At 58.6% G+C, this 19,119-nt stretch carries 14 protein-coding genes and 1 pseudogene; 6 read left to right on the top strand and 9 right to left on the bottom strand.

Annotation, left to right across the window (positions count from 1 at the left end; all coding sequences use genetic code 11):
* Nucleotides 1–251: 251 nt before the first annotated feature.
* From IVB26_RS38950 to IVB26_RS38940, 4 genes and pseudogenes are all read right to left on the bottom strand, one after another.
* Nucleotides 252–884, bottom strand: a complete 633-nt coding sequence (locus tag IVB26_RS38950) for a LabA-like NYN domain-containing protein (RefSeq protein WP_247973706.1) — start codon at nucleotides 882–884, stop codon at nucleotides 252–254.
* Between the two features lie 398 nt (nucleotides 885–1,282).
* Nucleotides 1,283–1,822 carry a hypothetical protein gene (locus IVB26_RS38945; RefSeq protein ID WP_247973705.1) on the bottom strand — a complete coding sequence of 180 codons (540 nt, stop codon included), beginning with the start codon at nucleotides 1,820–1,822 and terminating at the stop codon, nucleotides 1,283–1,285.
* Nucleotides 1,716–2,015: a replication-relaxation family protein gene (locus tag IVB26_RS43590; RefSeq protein WP_458309397.1), complete on the bottom strand. Its 300-nt coding sequence runs from the start codon at nucleotides 2,013–2,015 to the stop codon at nucleotides 1,716–1,718. The genes IVB26_RS38945 and IVB26_RS43590 overlap by 107 nt, the downstream gene beginning before the upstream one ends.
* 53 nt (nucleotides 2,016–2,068) lie before the next feature.
* Nucleotides 2,069–2,258 (bottom strand): annotated as a pseudogene (locus tag IVB26_RS38940) (hypothetical protein).
* 900 nt (nucleotides 2,259–3,158) lie between these two features.
* On the opposite strand from IVB26_RS38940, the gene IVB26_RS38935 reads away from it, so the two are divergent.
* Nucleotides 3,159–6,539, top strand: a complete 3,381-nt coding sequence (locus tag IVB26_RS38935) for an AAA family ATPase (RefSeq protein WP_247973704.1) — start codon at nucleotides 3,159–3,161, stop codon at nucleotides 6,537–6,539.
* Nucleotides 6,540–6,580: 41 nt separating this feature from the next.
* Here the strand turns inward: IVB26_RS38935 and IVB26_RS38930 are convergent, their stop codons facing one another.
* Together IVB26_RS38930 and IVB26_RS38925 are read right to left on the bottom strand one after the other, a co-directional pair.
* Nucleotides 6,581–6,778, bottom strand: coding sequence for a hypothetical protein (locus IVB26_RS38930; RefSeq protein WP_247973703.1), 198 nt, complete (start codon nucleotides 6,776–6,778; stop codon nucleotides 6,581–6,583).
* 159 nt (nucleotides 6,779–6,937) lie between these two features.
* Nucleotides 6,938–8,557 carry an NAD(P)-binding domain-containing protein gene (locus IVB26_RS38925; protein WP_247973702.1) on the bottom strand — a complete coding sequence of 540 codons (1,620 nt, stop codon included), beginning with the start codon at nucleotides 8,555–8,557 and terminating at the stop codon, nucleotides 6,938–6,940.
* Nucleotides 8,558–9,585: 1,028 nt separating this feature from the next.
* On the opposite strand from IVB26_RS38925, the gene IVB26_RS38920 reads away from it, so the two are divergent.
* The gene (locus IVB26_RS38920; protein ID WP_247973701.1) at nucleotides 9,586–9,819 is read left to right on the top strand and encodes a hypothetical protein; all 234 of its coding nucleotides are present in this window, start codon (nucleotides 9,586–9,588) and stop codon (nucleotides 9,817–9,819) included.
* Nucleotides 9,820–10,565: 746 nt separating this feature from the next.
* Here the strand turns inward: IVB26_RS38920 and IVB26_RS38915 are convergent.
* The 3 genes from IVB26_RS38915 to IVB26_RS38905 form a co-directional block, all read right to left on the bottom strand.
* The gene (locus IVB26_RS38915; protein WP_247973700.1) at nucleotides 10,566–10,820 is read right to left on the bottom strand and encodes a hypothetical protein; all 255 of its coding nucleotides are present in this window, start codon (nucleotides 10,818–10,820) and stop codon (nucleotides 10,566–10,568) included.
* A 1,524-nt stretch (nucleotides 10,821–12,344) separates the two neighbouring features.
* Complete coding sequence (locus IVB26_RS38910) at nucleotides 12,345–12,515, bottom strand: hypothetical protein (protein ID WP_247973699.1); 171 nt, start codon at nucleotides 12,513–12,515, stop codon at nucleotides 12,345–12,347.
* Between the two features lie 241 nt (nucleotides 12,516–12,756).
* A complete protein-coding gene (locus IVB26_RS38905) occupies nucleotides 12,757–13,170 on the bottom strand; it encodes a hypothetical protein (RefSeq protein ID WP_247973698.1) in 414 nt (137 codons plus the stop codon).
* A gap of 302 nt (nucleotides 13,171–13,472) precedes the next feature.
* Between IVB26_RS38905 and IVB26_RS38900 the strand changes: the two genes are divergently transcribed.
* The 4 genes from IVB26_RS38900 (at nucleotide 13,473) to IVB26_RS38885 (ending at nucleotide 19,087) form a co-directional block, all read left to right on the top strand.
* Nucleotides 13,473–13,811 (top strand): H-NS histone family protein, encoded by a 339-nt coding sequence (locus IVB26_RS38900; RefSeq protein WP_247973697.1) that lies wholly within the window; start codon nucleotides 13,473–13,475, stop codon nucleotides 13,809–13,811.
* Between the two features lie 1,275 nt (nucleotides 13,812–15,086).
* Nucleotides 15,087–16,499 (top strand): hypothetical protein, encoded by a 1,413-nt coding sequence (locus tag IVB26_RS38895; protein ID WP_247973696.1) that lies wholly within the window; start codon nucleotides 15,087–15,089, stop codon nucleotides 16,497–16,499.
* A gap of 251 nt (nucleotides 16,500–16,750) precedes the next feature.
* Nucleotides 16,751–17,209 carry a hypothetical protein gene (locus IVB26_RS38890; RefSeq protein ID WP_035705682.1) on the top strand — a complete coding sequence of 153 codons (459 nt, stop codon included), beginning with the start codon at nucleotides 16,751–16,753 and terminating at the stop codon, nucleotides 17,207–17,209.
* 141 nt (nucleotides 17,210–17,350) lie between these two features.
* Nucleotides 17,351–19,087 carry a type I secretion system permease/ATPase gene (locus tag IVB26_RS38885; RefSeq protein WP_247973900.1) on the top strand — a complete coding sequence of 579 codons (1,737 nt, stop codon included), beginning with the start codon at nucleotides 17,351–17,353 and terminating at the stop codon, nucleotides 19,085–19,087.
* Nucleotides 19,088–19,119 lie beyond the last annotated feature (32 nt).

Here is a 19,119-nt window from a genome sequence, read left to right as displayed (position 1 = left end):
GTCACGGCCCGCGAGTGCCTATCGGCAACATGCTATGCGAATCTCGCCAGCAAGGGTTGCAATGTCAGAATCCGAACCGACCAGAGGTTCGGATTGCTCTCTAGTTCGTCCTTTGCTGAGCACCGAACCATATTGACGATCAGTCCGGCGCAAATGCCGGCCTTTTCGTCGAGCTCATCCCTTGGACAACGCGCGTCGGCCGCCGAACCATACTGGCGATCTGGATTGCACGAGCGCTCTGGCTACGCGGCTCACTTCTCGAACACGCTATCATTTCCCTTGAGGGCCGCGATCGTCTCCCGGTCAGGAACCTGCTCCGGGCGATAACGCACCTCGCGCGGACGCGGCGGCGGCCGCTCAGAGGGATTGCGACCGATCTTAGCCTGAAGCTCGGTGAGTTCGGTGAACACGTCTGCTTGGCGTCTTAGCTCGTCCGCGATCATAGGCGGATGGCTGGCGATCGTGGAGATCACGGTGACACGGACGCCGCGCCGCTGCACGGCCTCCACCAGGGAGCGGAAGTCACCATCACCGGAGAACAGCACCATCTGGTCTATGTGCTCAGCGAGCCTCATCGCGTCGACAGCGAGTTCAATGCTCATGTTGCCCTTGACCTTACGACGGCCGGAGGCGTCGATGAATTCCTTGCTCACCTTGGTGACGACGGTGTAGCCATTATAGTCCAGCCAGTCGATCAGAGGGCGCATTGACGAGGATTCCTGATCCTCGATGGTCGCTGTGTAATAAAACGCCCGCAGAAGTGTGCCGCGGCTCTGAAATTCGCTGAGTAGGCGCTTGTAATCGATATCGAAGCCGAGCGCCCTCGTTGAGGCATAGAGATTGGCCCCGTCGATGAAGAGCGCAATCTTATCGGAAGATGACATGATAGGCGATCTCTGGAGCGCGAAGTGCCACGCTGCGGGTTCAGCATCTGAACCCGCCAATGAGGCGGCACCCAAAGCTTTTCATCGAAGCTTGACCTCATAAGGGTATACCGTGGTCCTTTAACCTTCAAACAGTTTTGCGGCTGCCAATGGTTAATTCGGAACCCTGAGATGCCCAGGACAGATTGGTCAGCACTATCGCTTGTTCACCGATGCCCCCACTTGCTGCAGTGCAGTCGTGAGCACGCCCGGTTTAGATGGCGTGCACAACCGCAGGGTATCCCCTGCCCGCAATGATGGACCGATCGCGATCAATCTCCCTTCACTTCACGATCGTAAGACGCCCTCGAACGGTAGGCCAATCTGGTTAGGCGACATGTTCAGCTCCCAGTCGTACGTTATCGGACTGCTGGCCGTAACTCGTCGCGCAAAGCAAACCAGAAAAGAGCTGGTCCGATGCTACGCGCCGCGCTCAATTCTCGAAGGGCTTCCTTCATTGACTGCGCACGGCTACGATCGGTCGTGACGGTTGCAACGCGAAAGGCTTTCCAACCGAATTGAACTTCGTGCTGCTTCGCTGACTGTGCAGCAAGGTATGCCCGCATCTTGCGAGCGAAGCTCCTTTGCCCGACATCGGTTCGTTTGATTGGCATCGTGCCGCGATCGATCTCCACCATGAAGCAGCGACGCGAGCCGTCCGAAAATCTGAGTCCGAAGATCAAGTCCGGTACAAGTCCGACCTCCTGAGCCATCCCGTTATGCGACACTCCGACCCGCATTGCGAGTGCATTGCGCATGCTGCGAGTCTGCTCTGGAAATTCAGATACAAGTTCATCCGTATGAATGACAGAAATCGTCGCGCTGCCGCACTGCGAGATCAAGCGACACTTGAAAGTCAACAATCTCCAATTGATGTTCGATAAACGGTCGACCGGCATTCCGATTTCTTCGGCTCAGCTCGAGATGTCCGCACTCACTCCCGCGCTCGGCAAGTAATTCGGCGCCGAGGTCGCCGAGCGCGTACACCATGGGTGCCGATCCGGATGTGGGATAACGGTCGAGCTGCGCCCTCGACCTATCGACAAAGCCCGCATGATAGAGACGACATGGCCGGTCGCTCGCCCGATCCAATGAACTGTCGATCAACGCTGCAATGTGAGGGGATCCCAGGAAACGATAACGAGCTAAATCGAACTGTTCTTTGTGGAGCGACGAACGTAATACCCTTGTCGCTGAACGGTTGACCTAATCTCGTCGCTTACTTTGAGTTTTTCTGCTCTTGCGCCACTTATTTGCAGAGTAAGCCCCGGGTATCGCGGACCCTGTTCTTAGAACGAGCAAATCGCGCTTGCCATTGCGATAGACATCAAACACGTTTCGCCCCGCTGAGATTGTCAAAGTAAATACGAAATATGTTTCGGTCATTCTGATCGATCAGCTTACAACTCCGAACGGCTGTGCGGGTTGCAAATGGGCAACGCTCCGCGGCTTTTGCTTCAGAACCTGTCAAACCGGCGAGCGCCGTTGAACGTCCTTATGAGCGTGGCCCTGGGAGACGAGCGTTGATTGTGCGAATGTCCTAAAACGGACGATACGGTATTCCTAGAGGGGGAGTGCCAAGATAGATATGAAAACTTCGATCTGAAGCGCGCCAGTGTAGCGCTCGTCGACCTTGGTGCTAATCAGGCTGACAACGCGATCTATCCGTTCAACGTCGCCGAGGCGGATGGCAAACGGGTCCTAGCGGAAAGCTCACGCTTACCAGCGCCCGAAGGCGTTCAGCCAATTGTTGCCATTTGGCGCATTGCGAAGTGCCCTGCTCTTTGGGCGCGGTGGTCGCTGCCCCGAAAAATCTGTAGCTTCTCACCTTGGCTACTCACGCGAATCTTAGACCCCCTGCCGAACAATTGCAGACTAACGTTCCGTTTGGGGGAGTGGATATCCTCTAGCTTGATAATTGAACTGTTTCGGCCTTTAGTTTGCGTGGGTCGCGCTAACGGAACATGCGTGCGTGGACGGTCTGAGGCCAATATAGCCATCCGTCTTCGCGAGCGATCATAGAATTGAAGCCGACGCGCGCAGTCCCTCGGGAGACACTTGCGGCGTTTCCTGGTAGTGGATCCGACCAATTGCGAGGCTGTTCACATATCCAGGCCAGACAGCATGCTACCGTGGGCCCGCTACGATCAGTTGAAGCAGTCTAGGACCGAGTTGCCCCGAACAACAATCAGGCTCTGAGTTGCTGAATCTTCTGCCACGCACAAGGGTCCAGCCATGGAAATCAGGACTTGGCTGAGAGGGTTGGGACTGGGACGGCATGAGTCCCTGTTCATCGCGAACGCCATAGATTGCGATGTGCTGCCGCAATTAACGGAACTCGACTTCGAAAAGATCGGTATCCCGCTCGGAGACCGGAAGCGTCTCATGAGCGGGATAAGTGCACTTCCTCCTAGCCCTCCCTCACCTGTCAGGAACGCTGCAGTTGCGCCGTACGCCGAACGCCGCCATCTCACGGTGATGATCTGTGACTTAGTCGATTCGACCGCTTTGGCGGCACGACTTGACCCGGAAGATATGGGCGCCGTCATCGATGCCTATCACGCCGCTTGTGCTCGTATAACGCGCTCCTATGACGGCTTTCTCGCCGACTTTCGCGGGGACGGCATCCTTGCGTATTTCGGCTATCCCATTGCACACGAGGACGATCCCGAACGAACGGTCAGGGCGGCACTAGATATCGTGGCTGTTGTCGCCCGGCTTGAAACGCGCGCAGGAGAGCCTCTTGCCGTGCGCATCGGCATCGCTACGGGAATGGTGGTCGTAGGCGACCTCGGCGGCGAGGGCAAACTTCGGGAGCATTCCGTGGTTGGAGGCGCTCCGAATGTCGCGGCTCGCGTGCAAGCCTTGGTCGAGCCGAATACGGTGGTCGTCGCGGACTCGACGCGCCGGCTTCTTGCCGACATCTTTGATCTTCGCGATTTGGGCGCCCACCAGCTCAAGGGCATCAGCACGCCCGTGAGCGCGTGGGTCGTTCAGGGCCTCTTGGCCTCCAAGAGCCGCTTTGAGGCGGTGCGTCCGGCAGAGCTCAACCATCTCATCGGCCGAGATTCTGAGTTGGAGTTCCTGTTGGAACGTCAGGATTTAGCTTGGGCCGGCGAAGGTCAGATCGTCCTTATCTCCGGCGAGCCAGGTATAGGCAAATCGCGGCTTGCAACGGCTCTAACGGAACGTGCAGGCAAGCATCGACCACATCTGCAATTTCGTTATCAATGCTCTCCTTATCACGCCAACAGTGCACTTCATCCGGTGGTCGAGCAGTTGGAGAGAAGCGCAGGGTTTAAGGCGGAGGATACGGCCGAGAAGCGGCTTGATAAGCTGGAATCGCTGCTCGCGTTGAGAGGGCCGGAAGTCGAGATCGTCGCTGCACTATTTGCCGCGTTGCTGTCGATTCCATTCGAAGGCCGTTATCCGGCGCTGCAGCTAAGTCCCGCACAGCAGCGTCGACGCACGCTTGCCGCGCTGCTTGATCACTTCGAGATTTGCTCGCGCAAACAGCCGATCCTCTTGCTCATCGAAGATGTTCACTGGGCCGACAACACCACGCTCGAATTGCTCGACCTCATCGTAGAGCGAGCCCGTCTGCTGCCTATGCTTGTACTGGTTACTTTTCGACCCGAGTTTGAGGCTGCTTGGACGGGTCTTTCAAATGTCAGAAGCCTGACGTTAGGACGACTCAACCCCGACGAAGTCAAAGGTGTGGCCACCCAGGTGGCAAATGGCCGCGCGCTTCCGACCGACGTGATAAAACAGATCATAACAAAGACGGACGGGAATCCGCTTTTTGTAGAGGAGCTCACGAAGGCTGTTCTCGAAACAGGCTTTCTGGTTGAAGATCAAGATCGCTACCAACTCGGGAGTCCGTTACCGCCTTTCGCCATCCCGGAAACCCTTCACGATTCCCTCATGGCTCGGCTCGACCGCCTGCATTCAGTGAAGGAGATCGCCCAAATCGGCGCCACCATCGGTCGTGACTTTTCCTATTGCTTGATACGAGCGGTGGTCACTCGAGAGGAAACACGTTTGCAGCAGTCCCTCTCTGAACTCGAGCAGGCAGGACTGATTTTCCGTCAAGGTGACTTGCCGGATGCCGTGTACACATTCAAGCACGCATTGGTGCGAGATGCAGCTTATCAAAGTTTACTGAAAAGACGGCGGCGGCAACTCCATGCTCAAATAGCGCACGTCATTGAGCAAGAATTCCAGATTGCCGCCGTGAACGACCCCGAAATCCTTGCACACCATTTCACCGAAGCCGGCCTGCTTGAACAGGCTACGGATTATTGGCTCAAGGCCGGAAAGCGTGCGCTCAGCCGCTCCTCCAATGCCGAGGCCGTAAAGCATCTGGCGCGAGGGCTGGAGCTGATCCAACAGCTGCGGAGCTCGTCACAACGCGATCGCAAGGAACTGGATTTCTATCTGGCTCTTGGGCCTGCAGTCGCCGCGACTGAGGGCGACGCTGCGCCTGAAACGTCGCGGGTCTTCTCGCGGGCTGGCGCGCTGCTTGGCGAAAGTGCCACCCTAGAAGAACGAATGACGATCCTATGGGGTAACTACCTAGCCCACAGCATGCGCGCGGAGTATAGCACAGCGCTCGAGGATGCCCGCCACTGCCTTGCGTTGGCCGCCGAGTATGATCATCCCGGCGTCTCCGTCCTAGCCACACGCTTCATTGGACAGACGCTGCATTGCACAGGCGCGTTCGCGGACGCGCGCAACCACTTAGAGCGAGCCCTCTCGTTGTGCTCAACGAATCCAGCCACGATATCGACCTATCGCAGGTTTGGAGTGGATGACGCGGTGAACAGCCTAGCGTGGCTCTCGTCGACTCTATTAGTGCTTGGTTATCCTGAACAGTCTGCAACGATGGTCGAGCAGACTGAAACTCTTGCTCGGACGAGGCAACAAAGCTTCACAACTGCCCTGGCTCTGGGGAACATAGTCATTATGGGAATAATCGGCGGCGACGCCCAGCGCGCCTTGGCGCACGCCGACGAGGCGATATCACTCAGCGTTGAGCATGAATTCGCGGCGATCGAACGAAGAGCACGTTTTTTCCGTGGAGCCCTATTAGCCCAAGCAGGAGACGTTCAAGCCGGGATCGACCAGATGCGCAGCGCCTTGGCGGCAACTTACCGCAATTCTGAACGTGGCCGCCGAACTCTCTACCTGGGCCATCTCGCCCTTGCCCATGCCAAGCTCGGAGAGCCGGAAGTTGGACTTCGTTTGCTGGACGAAGGCGTTCAGCTCGCCCAAACAACAGGTGAGAGGTTCTTTGAAGCCGAGTTGTACCGTCTCCGGGGCACCATCAATCTAGGTCTCGGCAGAAGTGACCAGGCAGAGGCCGAGCTGCGGCGATCCTTGGCGATCGCGCGGCAACAGCAGGCCCGCTGGTGGGAGTTGCGTACCTCCATTTGTCTCGCTCGGCATTGGATCAACGAAGGCAGGTACTTCGAAGCCACGTCCCTGATGAACCCAGTATACACGTGGTTCATCGAAGGTCGGGATACGCCAGATCTGCAAGACGCCAAGACTCTCGTTGAGGAGCTGAACTCAGTTTCGGGATTGGAATGGAAGCCAAACCACGGCAACTGCTAGCTAACGCTGCAGTATCCGCGCGTGGCGCAAACTTGACAGCGTCAACGCCTGCCCTTCCCCGTCTTTCGCTTTCGAGGCTTGCTACCCGATCGTTCGAGCCTACTGAGGGCAATCTCGACATCCCTTATTGCCTTCTTGAGCTGCTTCTCGCGGCTCCCAAGAATGCTCTTGAGCTCTCTTCGTTGTTCAGCCGTCAATGTGGTAAAATCGATCACCTTCGTAAATGCGATGAAGGCCATTACTTACCTCCCGATGGCCTGGTCGTCAGGCGGTGATCACTACGTGCGAGGCAAAGAAATGTGATATTGTCCGCTATCATCGACCTATAGTCAAACGGCATTTCCTCCTGCCCGCGGAGCGAGAACGAAACAGGTAGCGCCGCACGTTTAGTACTACGACTAGTCTCGCCGCCGCTTTCTCTTCTTGAGGTGTGCCGGCTGCGGGGTGCGCTTTGGGCGCGCGAACCGAATGGACTTTGCCGACACAGAGTCATGCTGGGGCATTGATCGCTGCAATGAGGCACCGAGCGTTGCAAGGCGGTGTTGATAGAGCTGATTGGCTAGGCTGTCGGCATCAACAGCATCACTGCCAAGCTGGCTCAACCAAACAAATGCACTGTCAAGGGTTCGCAGCTCAGGCGTCTGGTATGATAGCAGATCTCTGTAATATTCGGCCGCCTCTCCGCAAAACAGTTCCCTCGCGATGCCGTTTACCAGTCGCCGCACTCCGTACTTTATACCCGTGATGGCGGCTCCGGAAATACCATGGCTCAGCATCGCTCCGAAGGTAAAGTTATGCAATGCTCTCAAGAAAGGAGCCGCGCCGTAATGCCGCTCCGTGAATTCGAAGGTTCTACCCAAATATGGATATCGCGCGAGTGCCTCGCTTTCCTCGCCGCGTGGAGGCGTGAAGCGGTCGTTCCAAAGGGCAATCTCTTCATAAAAGAGGGCGAGCTCCGGACGTGCCGAGAGATCCATCTCGACTCCGTTCGCAAAAATAACAAAGTCGAAATCAAAGCTACGATCCCTACTTCTGGCTCTTGCGATACCGCCCGCTGCGTCGACGGCACTCCATCCGCAGTCGGAGTGCCACGCAAAGTTCTCGAACCTGCGGCATCGCCAGTAGGAGTCCTGTGTAGGCGGGACCGAGAGCTCCTCGAGAATGTGGCGCATGAATCTCCAGCGGTCCAAGTCCGCCAGTTCGCTGAAGTGGCCCAACATACCAGCAAAGTTCATCCAGGTGAGTGGATTGACTCGGGGCATCTCCGAACGGCGGAAGCATAGGTCTACTCGTGCGGCGCCCGCCTCAAGTGCGAGGGCTGCGTTGTCAAACGCCGATGCACCGGCACCAAGAATTCCGATGCGCTTTCCTGCAAGCTTGCGGAAATCGATATCATCGGTTGAATGCGCATAAAGATCTGCCGGCAACTCAGCAACAAGTGACTTAGGAGCCCGCCAACTGCCGCTCCCCTCAAAGCCCGTTGCTAGAACGATCTTTCTTGCATACACCCGCTCGATCCCGTCAGAACGACGGAGATGGGCAAGGAAAATATCATCCACGGGCTCGATCAGCATCAACTCCACATCGTTTTCGACCGGGAGAGCCAAGACGTCGCGGTACCAATCCAGATAAGATCGCCATACTTCCTGATGGAGCGTATCTATCCGATCCCATGATCGCTTCCCGAATTTTTCCTCGTACCAAGCCCGCACCGTTAGACTTGGGATACCGAAATCAATGCCAGTCACCTCTTTCGGCGTGCGCAGCTGCTTCATCCTAGCGAAACTGCGCCAGGGGCCTTCCAGACCACGCCGGCGACGATCAATGATCCTGAAGTTTCTTATACGCTCAAGCCTCAAACCGAAGGCGATTCCTAACCCGCTCTGACCACCGCCGACAATCAGCACGTCGAGAACCAGCACGCCGTCCTTAAATCGCGGGACAGTCCACCCCCGAGCGGGATAGTCCAAATAAGTCAGCTCGCGCCGAACGCGCTTCGTGAGTTGGGAGACGCTCATGGGACGCCCCTGCCCTGCGATCTAGCAAGAAGAGATCTTGCCTTTCGACTTCGTCCTGCCCCATTACCATAGATCTAAGTTCAGAGAAATCGACGCTCGGCCGCGACCGTGCAAGTTCTTGCCCCTGCGAATCGGCGGGACAAAGCAGAGCTGGTCGGCCTGCCGCAGCCGTTACCTACTTGCCCGATTCAGTTGTCGTTGGCGCGCCCGAATCTCGATTTGGCGCGCGCAAAAAAACCCGATCACCGCAACTCAGACCGCGGTCGGGACCAGTGCCCCAGCCGACTCGACGGTCGTGCCGAACTGCGCGATTCCATTCCTAGCACGTCACCGTTGCTATTCACGCGAGCTTAAGAGTCGTAGAATTTGCAGAGAATTCACCTTCTTAGCCATTTCGTTTGGAGGAGCGGTGATCTGCCGAGTCAATCAGGACGCGTATTTGCCACTATGCCCAGCATCAAGCCACAGTACTGATAAGCTTTTAGAAACCTTAGCAGTCCAAGAACTGTTTGCGACCAAAGCTTACAGTTCGCAGACCGACTCCCCCTCTGCCAAACCTTATCAGTCCGCGAACCGACTCCATCGGGAGCCAGGACGCGGGCGAAATCCCGACGCATCATCAAAACAGAAAGAAGCTTGGGAGACTTAGGACCAACCTGTCTTTGATGTCCTCCACGGCCGACATCCAAGCAAAGCACAATCGCGATTGCAAGGCGGTACGCTATCTTGTGCTAGATCGGCGGCCGTTTGTCGGCTTCAAATTTTTGACCTTCACTTGCACCGCTCCGGCAACTTTCGTTTGATCGCTTCCGCCATCGCCGAGACGGTACCTGGGTCGACTCCTCCGGGCATTCGACGCCCGCGGTACGTTCCACGTCAACTGAGCCTTAACTAGGCTGCGGCAGTATATCCTCGCCCTTTTTGGGTTGCAGCATATTGAGCGAGCCACCGCTGATCGGCATAGCAGCGGTGGTCATTCCTCCTGCTGCAAGGCCCCCAGGATTGACTGACCACCAGGAGGCGGCGCCGTGTCCGAGGCCATGAAGCTAATTGTGGTCAGCTACGTAAAGCTGCAGGATCGAGGCGCACTTGAGTCCCTGCTTGTAGCGCGTCGCAAGGTGCTCAGCGACCTTCAGTCTGTCTCGGGGATCAGCACAGCCAACGCGATTGAAATCATCCGGGGCGATTTAGCGATAATCGATGCTGGCTTGGAAGAGCTGAAGGCGCTGCCTGGCACGTTGCCGGACAACGGATCGCAGTGATATTTCTCGATCGCCCGCCGCTCAACATTTGTCGGGAATGACCGCGTTGCAGCGGTCGGCGAGGTGCTTGTCAGTGATGCCAGCGGGCGTCATCCGGCAAGACCGTCTAGCTTGTCTTGTTCGGCCCGAACGCCTGCGCAGCAGCCCTTGCTTCCTCAGGGGACATCTTCTGTGTGATCGAGCGGCGGCCGGCGTCGGCGTCCCAGTAAACTTGGACTCGCGACCGACTGGAAACGGCACTTAAACGAGCTAAGGAGCCTCTACCAAAACTTGGAAGACCTGGGTGCCCCCCAACTCCATTTCTCGGGAAAGTAATGGTCAGTCGGACCATCCACCGTTGTTGCCGACTTCGCCTCAATGAGATCGGAGGAACGAAGGTGGACGCCCGTGTGACCCGCGGCAGCCGTCGTGCGGTGTTCGTCCCGGTCAGTTCGAGCGCCATCTGTTGACATGCTTGGACTCCGTCTGGATCGCAGATGCCTAGCAGCGACAATCGGCGAATGCTGTAACCGAGGTGCTACATTCACGAGGAACTGCGCAGTTGCCTCGGTTTGTTTCAGGGCGGTAGCAGAACGTGATTTGTCGTCCCACGCCTGCAGCAATACTGGTCGCAACATGCTTGCAGGCCTATTGGTTACGGTCGGAGTTAGCGTGCTGGCTTTGGCCGTCACATTTGCCGTGGCCTTGTATATCGACGCGCGCGCCGAGCGGCCGCGCCGGTAGATCGAGCAACACTCTACCCGCACTTAGTTGCCGTTCGGCGCTGCTAGCATCTTCTGCCGCTCGCGCAAGGCCGTCAGCTCCTGCATGACTTTGGCTCGCTCCTCAGGCGCCATCGGCGGTGCCCGGCTTGGGAGATCTTCCACGGGCAGATAGGTCCTCGTCGGCTTAGGCGTGTCACCCCGGCCCTTCGCCGGTGAACTATCCGCTGAACTCACCGCGATGGTGCCCAGCAGCAGCGCGCCGGCGATGTCGCCCACGATACGATCAAACGAAGACATGGACGGGTTCTTTCCACCCGTCTACAGGCGAATTTGACCATTTTCGGTTATGACCTGCCACATGAACCCTTCGCCTTCAGACAGCAAAAGGTAGGCCGAAACATCCCTACGTATAACTAGCCCGACAAACCGGACCTTCTGTACGAGTGCATGAAACATCTGCACTACGGGATAGAAGGCCTGGGATGTTAAAGCGCGGGGATCGCATCAAGCTCACCGACGTTGTTGCCGAAACGATGATGCGGGGGGGCTCCGTGTCGCCGTAGAGCTCGCGTCGATTGGGCGGGGCGGCGGGGCACTCTCGTCCGCAACAGCAGCGTTCAAGCTACCGTAAGATGGGACGATACGAAGCATCCGGATATTTGGCCGCTTCGTGCAGTGGAAAGGATCGAGCCATGATCCTTCCATTGCCACCTCAGCGTCGGTAATAGCGGTACGGCGGTTCGAAAACATATGTCGAGCCGTATCGATACGGCAGGGGATCATAGCCGATCAAATATGCTGCTCTTATCCGGTAGTGCTGGGCGATTCGGCCGGGCCTGCGCCACGTGCTGCATGCGCACCGTTGACGAGCGCTGAAATCGGACACCTGACTGGGCTGCGTCTTCATCTGATCCGCGGAAGCTGCGTCGGGAAGGGTGCAGAAAGCGCAAAAAGCGAGAAGCGCCAGCAGGCGAGTCATATGATCAAACCCTAATCGCAAATGAACACACCCCACAACAGCCCGGAAACACGTAAGTTCCCAAGGCGGGCAAGGCGTCCCCGCATCGGCCTTGAAGTTGAGGGAACGTTAGCCGGGCAGGCTGTTTGGCTCTCGGTATCTGTCGTCCCCCGTCGACATCGAAAGGCTCCAGCCTTTCTCTGCCCCCAGCTGCGGCGTTTCCTTTGCACCGCGCGTTGCTGTTTGGTGACCAAAGCCCGCCCTGCTGTCGAGGCTGGCGGGTTTTGCCGAGGCGATCCGCGACGAGAAACCAGAGTTCCGTCGACACAATAGTGCGCAAAAACGAGCAGAGAAAAGCCTCGTTCCGGGTTAACTCTAGAGCCAATTGGTGCTCCCCTGTACCAAGGCGACGGCCCCGGCATCGCTCTTTTGCGGAGAGCGCTTAGTCCGGGGCCGTGTTTTCTCCGGACAGGTCTTGCTCCGAGATCAGCTTGGGCTCTGATCTACCCTGAGAATGGCACCGCGCCGTAAAGTAAGCCACGCGGGCGAGTTTGCTGCAAAACCAAGATGCGCTGGACCTCGGACGAGCATCAGGCTGGAGTAGTAGTTCAATGGCTAGTCAACGCAGGCCCGTCCGGCGCGCCCTAGCCGGGGACAATGTCGGGGAGGCGCTCGATCAGCTGTTGCATGAGGGCAGGCCGCGCGGCGTGACCTCAGTATGACGCGCTTCTGCCTCCAGCAGTCGGAAGCCCTCCGCTCGAGCCGCAGCCCGACTCGATGATCTGATGCAATCCGCGAACCGCAAAAACAAGCACTCCCCCGCTTACGAGCCGTTCCGAACGGTGGAGGCGTAGTAAGGCCGCCTACTGTTGCTTCTTGCCTGCTCCCTTTTTCGACTTCAGGACGTCGGCCTGGCTTTGGAACGCGCGTGCTAGCGCCTGCAGTTCCTCGGACACCTCGGCATCTGCGGCTTCTTTTGCCGCGCGCACAGCCTTTTCAGCTTGCTTCCGCAATTGTTTGACTTCCTTCGCCATGGATCAGCCTCTCTGTGGTTTTACCGATCAGGCCGCCAAAAGATTATATCATGTCGCCGCCATTAAGGAGCCGCACGCAAGCCCCCGCTGTCGTGCGGGCTCGAGCCAAACTCCTTCGACTGCATGCTTAATCCCGGCGCTCACTCGCCAGTGGGCTTTGAGCGTGTAGAGGAGCGGCGTCGATTCAATGAGGCGCTCCTGGATCGGCTCAAGGCAGATGAACCCATACGCTTCTCGGATACTACCGAATCCGGGAGGCGGCCCCGGCTTCAGGGGGCTTTTCAGGGGTAGGCCGGGGCCGCTCCGCCAGCTCGGCGACGAGCCCGCTCTCGGGCGTGAGCTGGCCGATGGGAAGATCCGTGACGGGTGCCGCCGGCATCAGAGCCGACGCGCCTGCATCGAAAACAGAAGCGGCGTCAGCGACCTTGACTTCGCGTACCGGGGGCGTCGGGACCCCCGCGGCCGGCGAAGAGATTGGCAATTCCGCGCGCGCGTCGATTATCTCTCCCATCCGACTTAAATCCGGCAGCGAGATGGATTTATTGTGCTCCTCGCCACCCGAACTAATCAGCCCATCCAGCACTCTTGGGTTGCGGCACGCGGCAGCGCACTCAAGCAATCGAGCCATCTGCGTCTTGCTGGCGATTTGTCCCATCCCCTGTCCGCAACGCCGCTGCCCGGTTTATGCCCCCTCTCCGCACTGGCGCGGCGGCGCTAAAGCGCAACTGGTGTGGGGCAAGTTCGCGGCTACCACCGTACCGGTTTTCGTGCCTCAACGATGGTTGCCCGCGCACCAAATTAAATGCTCCGCCACGATATTACCGCTGTCGTGCCTTTCTCCGTGCAACCTCCCGCATTTAAATGTGGATTGTACGGCCAATCTCTATTTAACTCCTTGTATGATTCTTCATTCCCGACTTGTCTGCCTGGGCCTCTCCCAAGAGTTTGCATCGAGCCATGAACACCGAGCATTTCAACACGCTCTCCCTTGAAGAGCTCTGGACACTTCACCAACAGGTCGCCGCCAGCCTGACTCAGAAACTCCTGTTGCAGAAAGCACGGTTGGAGGAACGGCTCGTCAAAATTGGACTGCCCGACAAGGCCACAAGGTTCGACCGCAAACGCCGCTCATATCCGCCCGTTCGCCCGAAATATCGCAATCCAAAGAACCCGGCGGAGACGTGGTCGGGTCGCGGCAGGCTGCCTCGGTGGCTGCGGCCGCAGCTTCGAGGCGGCCGGAAGTTGGACGATTTCCTAATTGATCAGGCTTCGATAAAAAGGCGGCAGACAAATTGAGCGACGCCCGTCGCGATCGCGTTGGGAGCTAACGCACATCCTTTGTTATCCACTTGGCTTGTCGATCGATTGAAAGAACACGAGGTTAGCCAGGCGTCGGATCAGTGAAGATCAAACGATGTAGGGCGCCCTCGTTCACCCATTGGAGGGCGCCAATGAACATCCGTGCTGGCCTATTGCTTGCAGCGCTTTGCTGCGCATCCGGGAATGCTTGCATGGCCCAGAATGGGCTCGTGGGACCAGATGGGCTGTATCCTCCGCAACCCGAGACTTCCCCACCCAACCGAGGGAACCGCAGGCGGGCCAACGCGCCGGAGCTAAAACCGTCGTCGAAGTCCGAGCCGACCACCGAGAGCGAGCGGATGAAGCTCAGCTCAGACGTAAAATGAACATCTGCCATCATTGCTGAGAGAAGGGCTCAAAGGCGCCGCTAAGGAAACCGTCGACGTTGCGAGCCGACGGGGAGTTGGAGATAGCGAAAGGCGAACACCAATGGCTCTTATCTTGCAGGACCGTCAGCGGGGTTCGGCCGAGGCCATTTCGGTGCCCGCTCCGGATCCATTCGTAGTTCGTCACCGTAGCTACTCAGACCGCCTGGGCCGCCCTATCGGAAAATTTGCGATGCTCCAATGGCTTATCAATTCAGATGGGAGGAGCGGTGATCCGCCAAACAGTCAAGTCGCGCGCTTGCCAATATCGCGCCACAGTACTGATAAGGTTTTGTTAGAAACCTTATCAGTCGAAGAACTGACCGCGGTTGAGAGCAAAATTTTATAGTTCGATCGACTTGCAACCCTTTCAGCCATCCGGTCATCGTGGTTGGCCGCTACTGAGAGACCAAAACGCACAATTGAAACCGCTGCATTGCGGGTGGCAAGCTATCGTACGCACGAGCCGAGCGCTCATAACGGTCTGGTTGCAGGTTCGAGTCCGGCCGGGCCCACCAATAAATCGATCACTTTGCCGGGCTGCGACAAGCACTCCACTTCCGCTGAAGCGGGCGACACGAGCTTTGGCCGCAACCCAGGTCGCAATAAGGTTCAAATCCGGCAATGCGGCGGATTCATTTTCGCGGCAGGCGAGATGAGTGCGCGGAGCGGGGGAATTGATGCAAAGGCTGTAACACACCCGAACGGATGTAGCCGATTTTACGGCTGCCGGACGAGCGCTATGTCCGAACTGACGGCTGGGCATTCGACCTTCCCGGGACGACATTCTCTCCGGAGTGCAGAACCCGTCCGATCGCGCGGAGCGATTGCGATGAGGGAGGCTACGATGGATTTTACGCGGATGTCGGATGCAATCCGGCTGCATCACGCCTCTCATCACCGCGATGGGTACGATGGCGCGGGCGAATTGGGCCCTGCGTCGAGTGCTCCGTTCGTGGCTGACCCGGTCGGCGGTGACGCCCTGGTCCATCGTCCCGGCCCGTTTGCTGGTCCTGGAGCATACGCCGCGAGCGCGAATACCCATCATAGAGACTCCGACCCGGTTCAATCCAAACATTCCCCATCGGGGGGCGAGATGGGCGGCCACGCCGGCAACCACGCCGCAGAAGGCCTGGATGTTTCGTCCACGAAGCCTCCTGCCGGCGCATCCTTTCCCGAGAAGGGCATTGCTTCGGTCGAGAGTGGGGCGAACACGGCAGGGAACGGCGGGGATGGCCATTTTTACGGAGGTATCATTCACGCGTCCCTGTTGATCTATGAACCGATCAACATTTCGATCAGCGTGGGATACGGCTCGGTCGCCCTGGCCAACCAGTCCAACAATTTGAATGTCGATCAATCCGCTTTTCAAATGGCCGGCGTCGGCGGCCATGGCGGCAATAACAACATTGCAGCGGGTGGGAGCATCAGTACGTTTTCAGGCTCCGGCGTGATCGCGAGCGGCGAAAACAGCGCCGGAAACGGCGGCAGCGGCCATTTCTCGGGTGCGATCGTGGACGCTCCCGTGGTAATCTATCATCCGATCAATATTGCGTTGGCGAGCTCGGGCGGCACTGCACATGCGAGTCAGTCGAACACGGTGGACATCGACCAATCGGCCACGCAGATCGCGGGCGTCGGCGGAAGTGGCGGACATGGCAATGTGGCCGCCGGCGGCAGCGTCATCACGCTCGACCCCAATTGGGGATCGAGCGTCTTTGACGTTCAAACGGACGGAAGCCAGGCCGGCAATGGCGGTGACGGCATGTTCCACGGGGAACTCGTCCATACCTCGTTTGTAGTGTACAACCCGATCAACATCGCAATCGCGGGCTATGGCTCCGGCGCTTACGCGGTCCAGATAAATGATGTCTCCGTGGATCAATCCGCGGTTCAGATCGCTGGCATTGGCGGGCACGGCGGCAACGACAACGCCGCAGCTGGCGGCCATGCAAACCTTCTCTCCCATAATCTGTGGGGCGGGTCCGATACAATCGCGACCGGTTCGAACAGCGCTGGCAATGGCGGCAACGGTTATTTTGCGGGCAGTCTGATTGACGTCAGCGTCGCGATCTATGCACCCATCAACATAGCAATCGCAGGTCCACATTCGACGGCCGTGGCCGATCAGGTCAACAACGTGCACATCGACCAGAGTGCGACCCAGATCGCCGGCGTTGGCGGGGACGGCGGCTCCGGCAATCTCGCGCTGGGTGGCGATGCCGCGCATCTCTTGTCGGATTTTCACCTGGTGGCATAACGAAACATCGCATCGCTCGCATGGCCGATCGCATCGCGGCACGCGCCGTCGCCGCTCTTCGCATGGAAAGCCCGCGCAGAGGCGCCCTCCGCTAACAAAATGTCGTACTTTCGTACGTAGGCCCATCAAACCGGACGGTATCCGATTTGACATCTATCGCTCTCGCGCACGGGCGGATCAGACTTGCCGTGCGCGTCCGCCTGATCGGGATGGATGTTGCACGACAGCCAACAAAACGATGGAGGCCTCAAATGATGCCAAAGGCAATCAACATCTCGGATACGATCAAAGTCAAATCGATCGATACCGGTGGTCAAAGTGCCGGAAATGGCGGCGACGGTACTTTCAAGGGAGCCATCATCAGCAAGCCGACTGTCAACTACGATCCGACCAACAAGGCGGAAGGCGCCGACGTGCACGTGAGCACCGGCGATCACGTCAAACAGACGGCGGATTGGGATGCCGGCGGCGCCAACGCCAAGGCCTCGGTGTTCTCCAAGGCTCATGGCGGAGACGCCGAGTCGAACGGCAGCCAGAAGTCCTACAGCGGCTACGATACCTCCAAGGTCTACGCCAACACGGATGCCACCCAGATCAACAAGCTCGCGGTGGACCAGCACCAGGAAGTTGTCGCCGGCATCGGCGGCGATGGCGGAGACGGCAACTTCGCATGGGGTGGCGGGGTGACCTTCCATCTCGACACGCTCTGACGAGCCGCTCGTCCGACTGGCGGGACCGGCTGCCGCGGCCGCCGGTCCCGGATTTCACGCCAAAGATCTACCGATGCCGTTGCCGGATTGCGTTGACCATCAGTCAAGTGCGCCGGACCTCGATTTCAGGCGGTGACGATCATGCTGATGCCGCCTATTCGGTTGCCCATCCTGCCGCAGATCCGGACGCCACTGCACACAGCCCTCCGGTCCTGCGTGGGACCGCTAGGTCTCGTATTCGCATATAGCTGCAGTTACAATCTGCTACTGTTTGCACCCTCCATCTATCTTCTTCAGATCTACGACCGGGTGTTGTCGAGCCGGAGCGGCGACACGTTGCTCCTGCTCACGCTCATAGTCGCGATCACAGTGGTCGTCGGCGGCATGTTCGATGCATTGCGGCGCGCCGTCCTTGGACGCCTCGGCGCCTGGCTCGACGATCGCCTTCGTCCCTGCGTGCTTTCGGCCGGCCTCGAATCGGCGTTTCGCAGCGATTGGACGCAAGCATCGAGCGCATATCGGGATCTCACCGTGCTGCGCCAGTTCGTCGAGTCCGGCTCATGTACGATGCTGTTCGACGCGCTCTGGGCGCCCTTGTTCCTCCTTGTCCTCGTTCTGATCCATCCCCTGCTTGGCGTGGTGGGCGCCTGTTGCGTCGCCTTCCTATTCGCACTCACGGTCGCCGGAGAGCTGGTCACGGAAGACGCTTTGCTCAGGTCCAGCGCCGCGCTCTCCAGAAGCTACGGTCGCCTTCAGACTGCCGCGGGCAACATCCACATGATCCGCGCCATGGGAATGTTCGATAGCGCTGCGCGCATGATCCACCGTGACGCGCAGCACGCGCGCAGAGAGCACGATGTGGCACTCCGGCGAGGCGAGATCGTCTCACTGGCCGCCAAGCCGGTTCGCGCGCTGTCGCAGGTCTTGATCATGGGGGCTGCCGCGTGGCTCGTCCTCGATCACGGAAAAAGTCCGGCAATCATCTTTGCTTCTACGCTGATGTTCAGCCGGGCGCTCGCGCCGGTCGAAAGTGCGGTCGCAGGCTGGAAATCACTCGTGACGGCCGTGAGCGCCTGTCAGCGGCTCGGCGTACTTCTCGCCGCATTCCCGGTCGCCCGGCAGGAGAGCGCGGGGGTTTTCCCGCCGCACGCGCGAAGCGGCCTCGTCGTCGACAATGTGGGCGTGTGGCTTGCGGGGACCGACCATCTTCTGCTGAACGGCGTCTCCTTCAGCCTCATGCCCGGAGAATGCCTTGGCATTATCGGTCCGTCCGGGTCAGGCAAGTCCTTGCTCGGCCAGGTGATCGCCGGGCTGTCGATGCCGACGCATGGCCGTGTCCTCCTCGACAATACCGACGTCTCGCTGCTTCGCGAGGGCCGAAACGGCGACGGCCTCGGATATCTCCCCCAGGACATCAATCTGATCGGCGACACCATCAACGACATCATCGCACGCCTTGAAGATGCGGACCGGCGGAAGGTCGTCGACGCGGCCAAGCTCGCCGGAATCCATGGGGCGATCATGCGCCTGCCGCAGGGTTACGACACGGTGGTTCACAGTGAAACAATCTTCTCACGCGGGTATCGGCAGCGCCTCGGTCTTGCCCGCGCATTTTTCGGCAGTCCACGCCTCATCGTTCTCGACGAACCCAACGCCAGCCTCGACTACGGGGGCGAGCGAATGCTCCTGGATGCCATCGAGCGCATGAAGCTCGCGGGCGTCATCCTTGTCGTCGTCACTCACAGGATGGGTCTCCTCGCCGCCACGGACAAGATTGCCATCATGGAAGACGGTGCGGTCGCCGCGTTCGGCGACAGCGAGGACATCTTTGAACGGCACCTGAGCCGACCCCAGGTTACTTCGCAGGTTGCGCCATGATCTGGAATTCTCTCACCATCTGGAAGCATCCT

This window comes from Bradyrhizobium sp. 195 (assembly GCF_023101665.1).
Taxonomy (GTDB): Bacteria; Pseudomonadota; Alphaproteobacteria; order Rhizobiales; family Xanthobacteraceae; genus Bradyrhizobium.
Note: the sequence above shows the minus strand (reverse complement) of the source record. Positions and strands in the feature narration are given on the sequence as shown.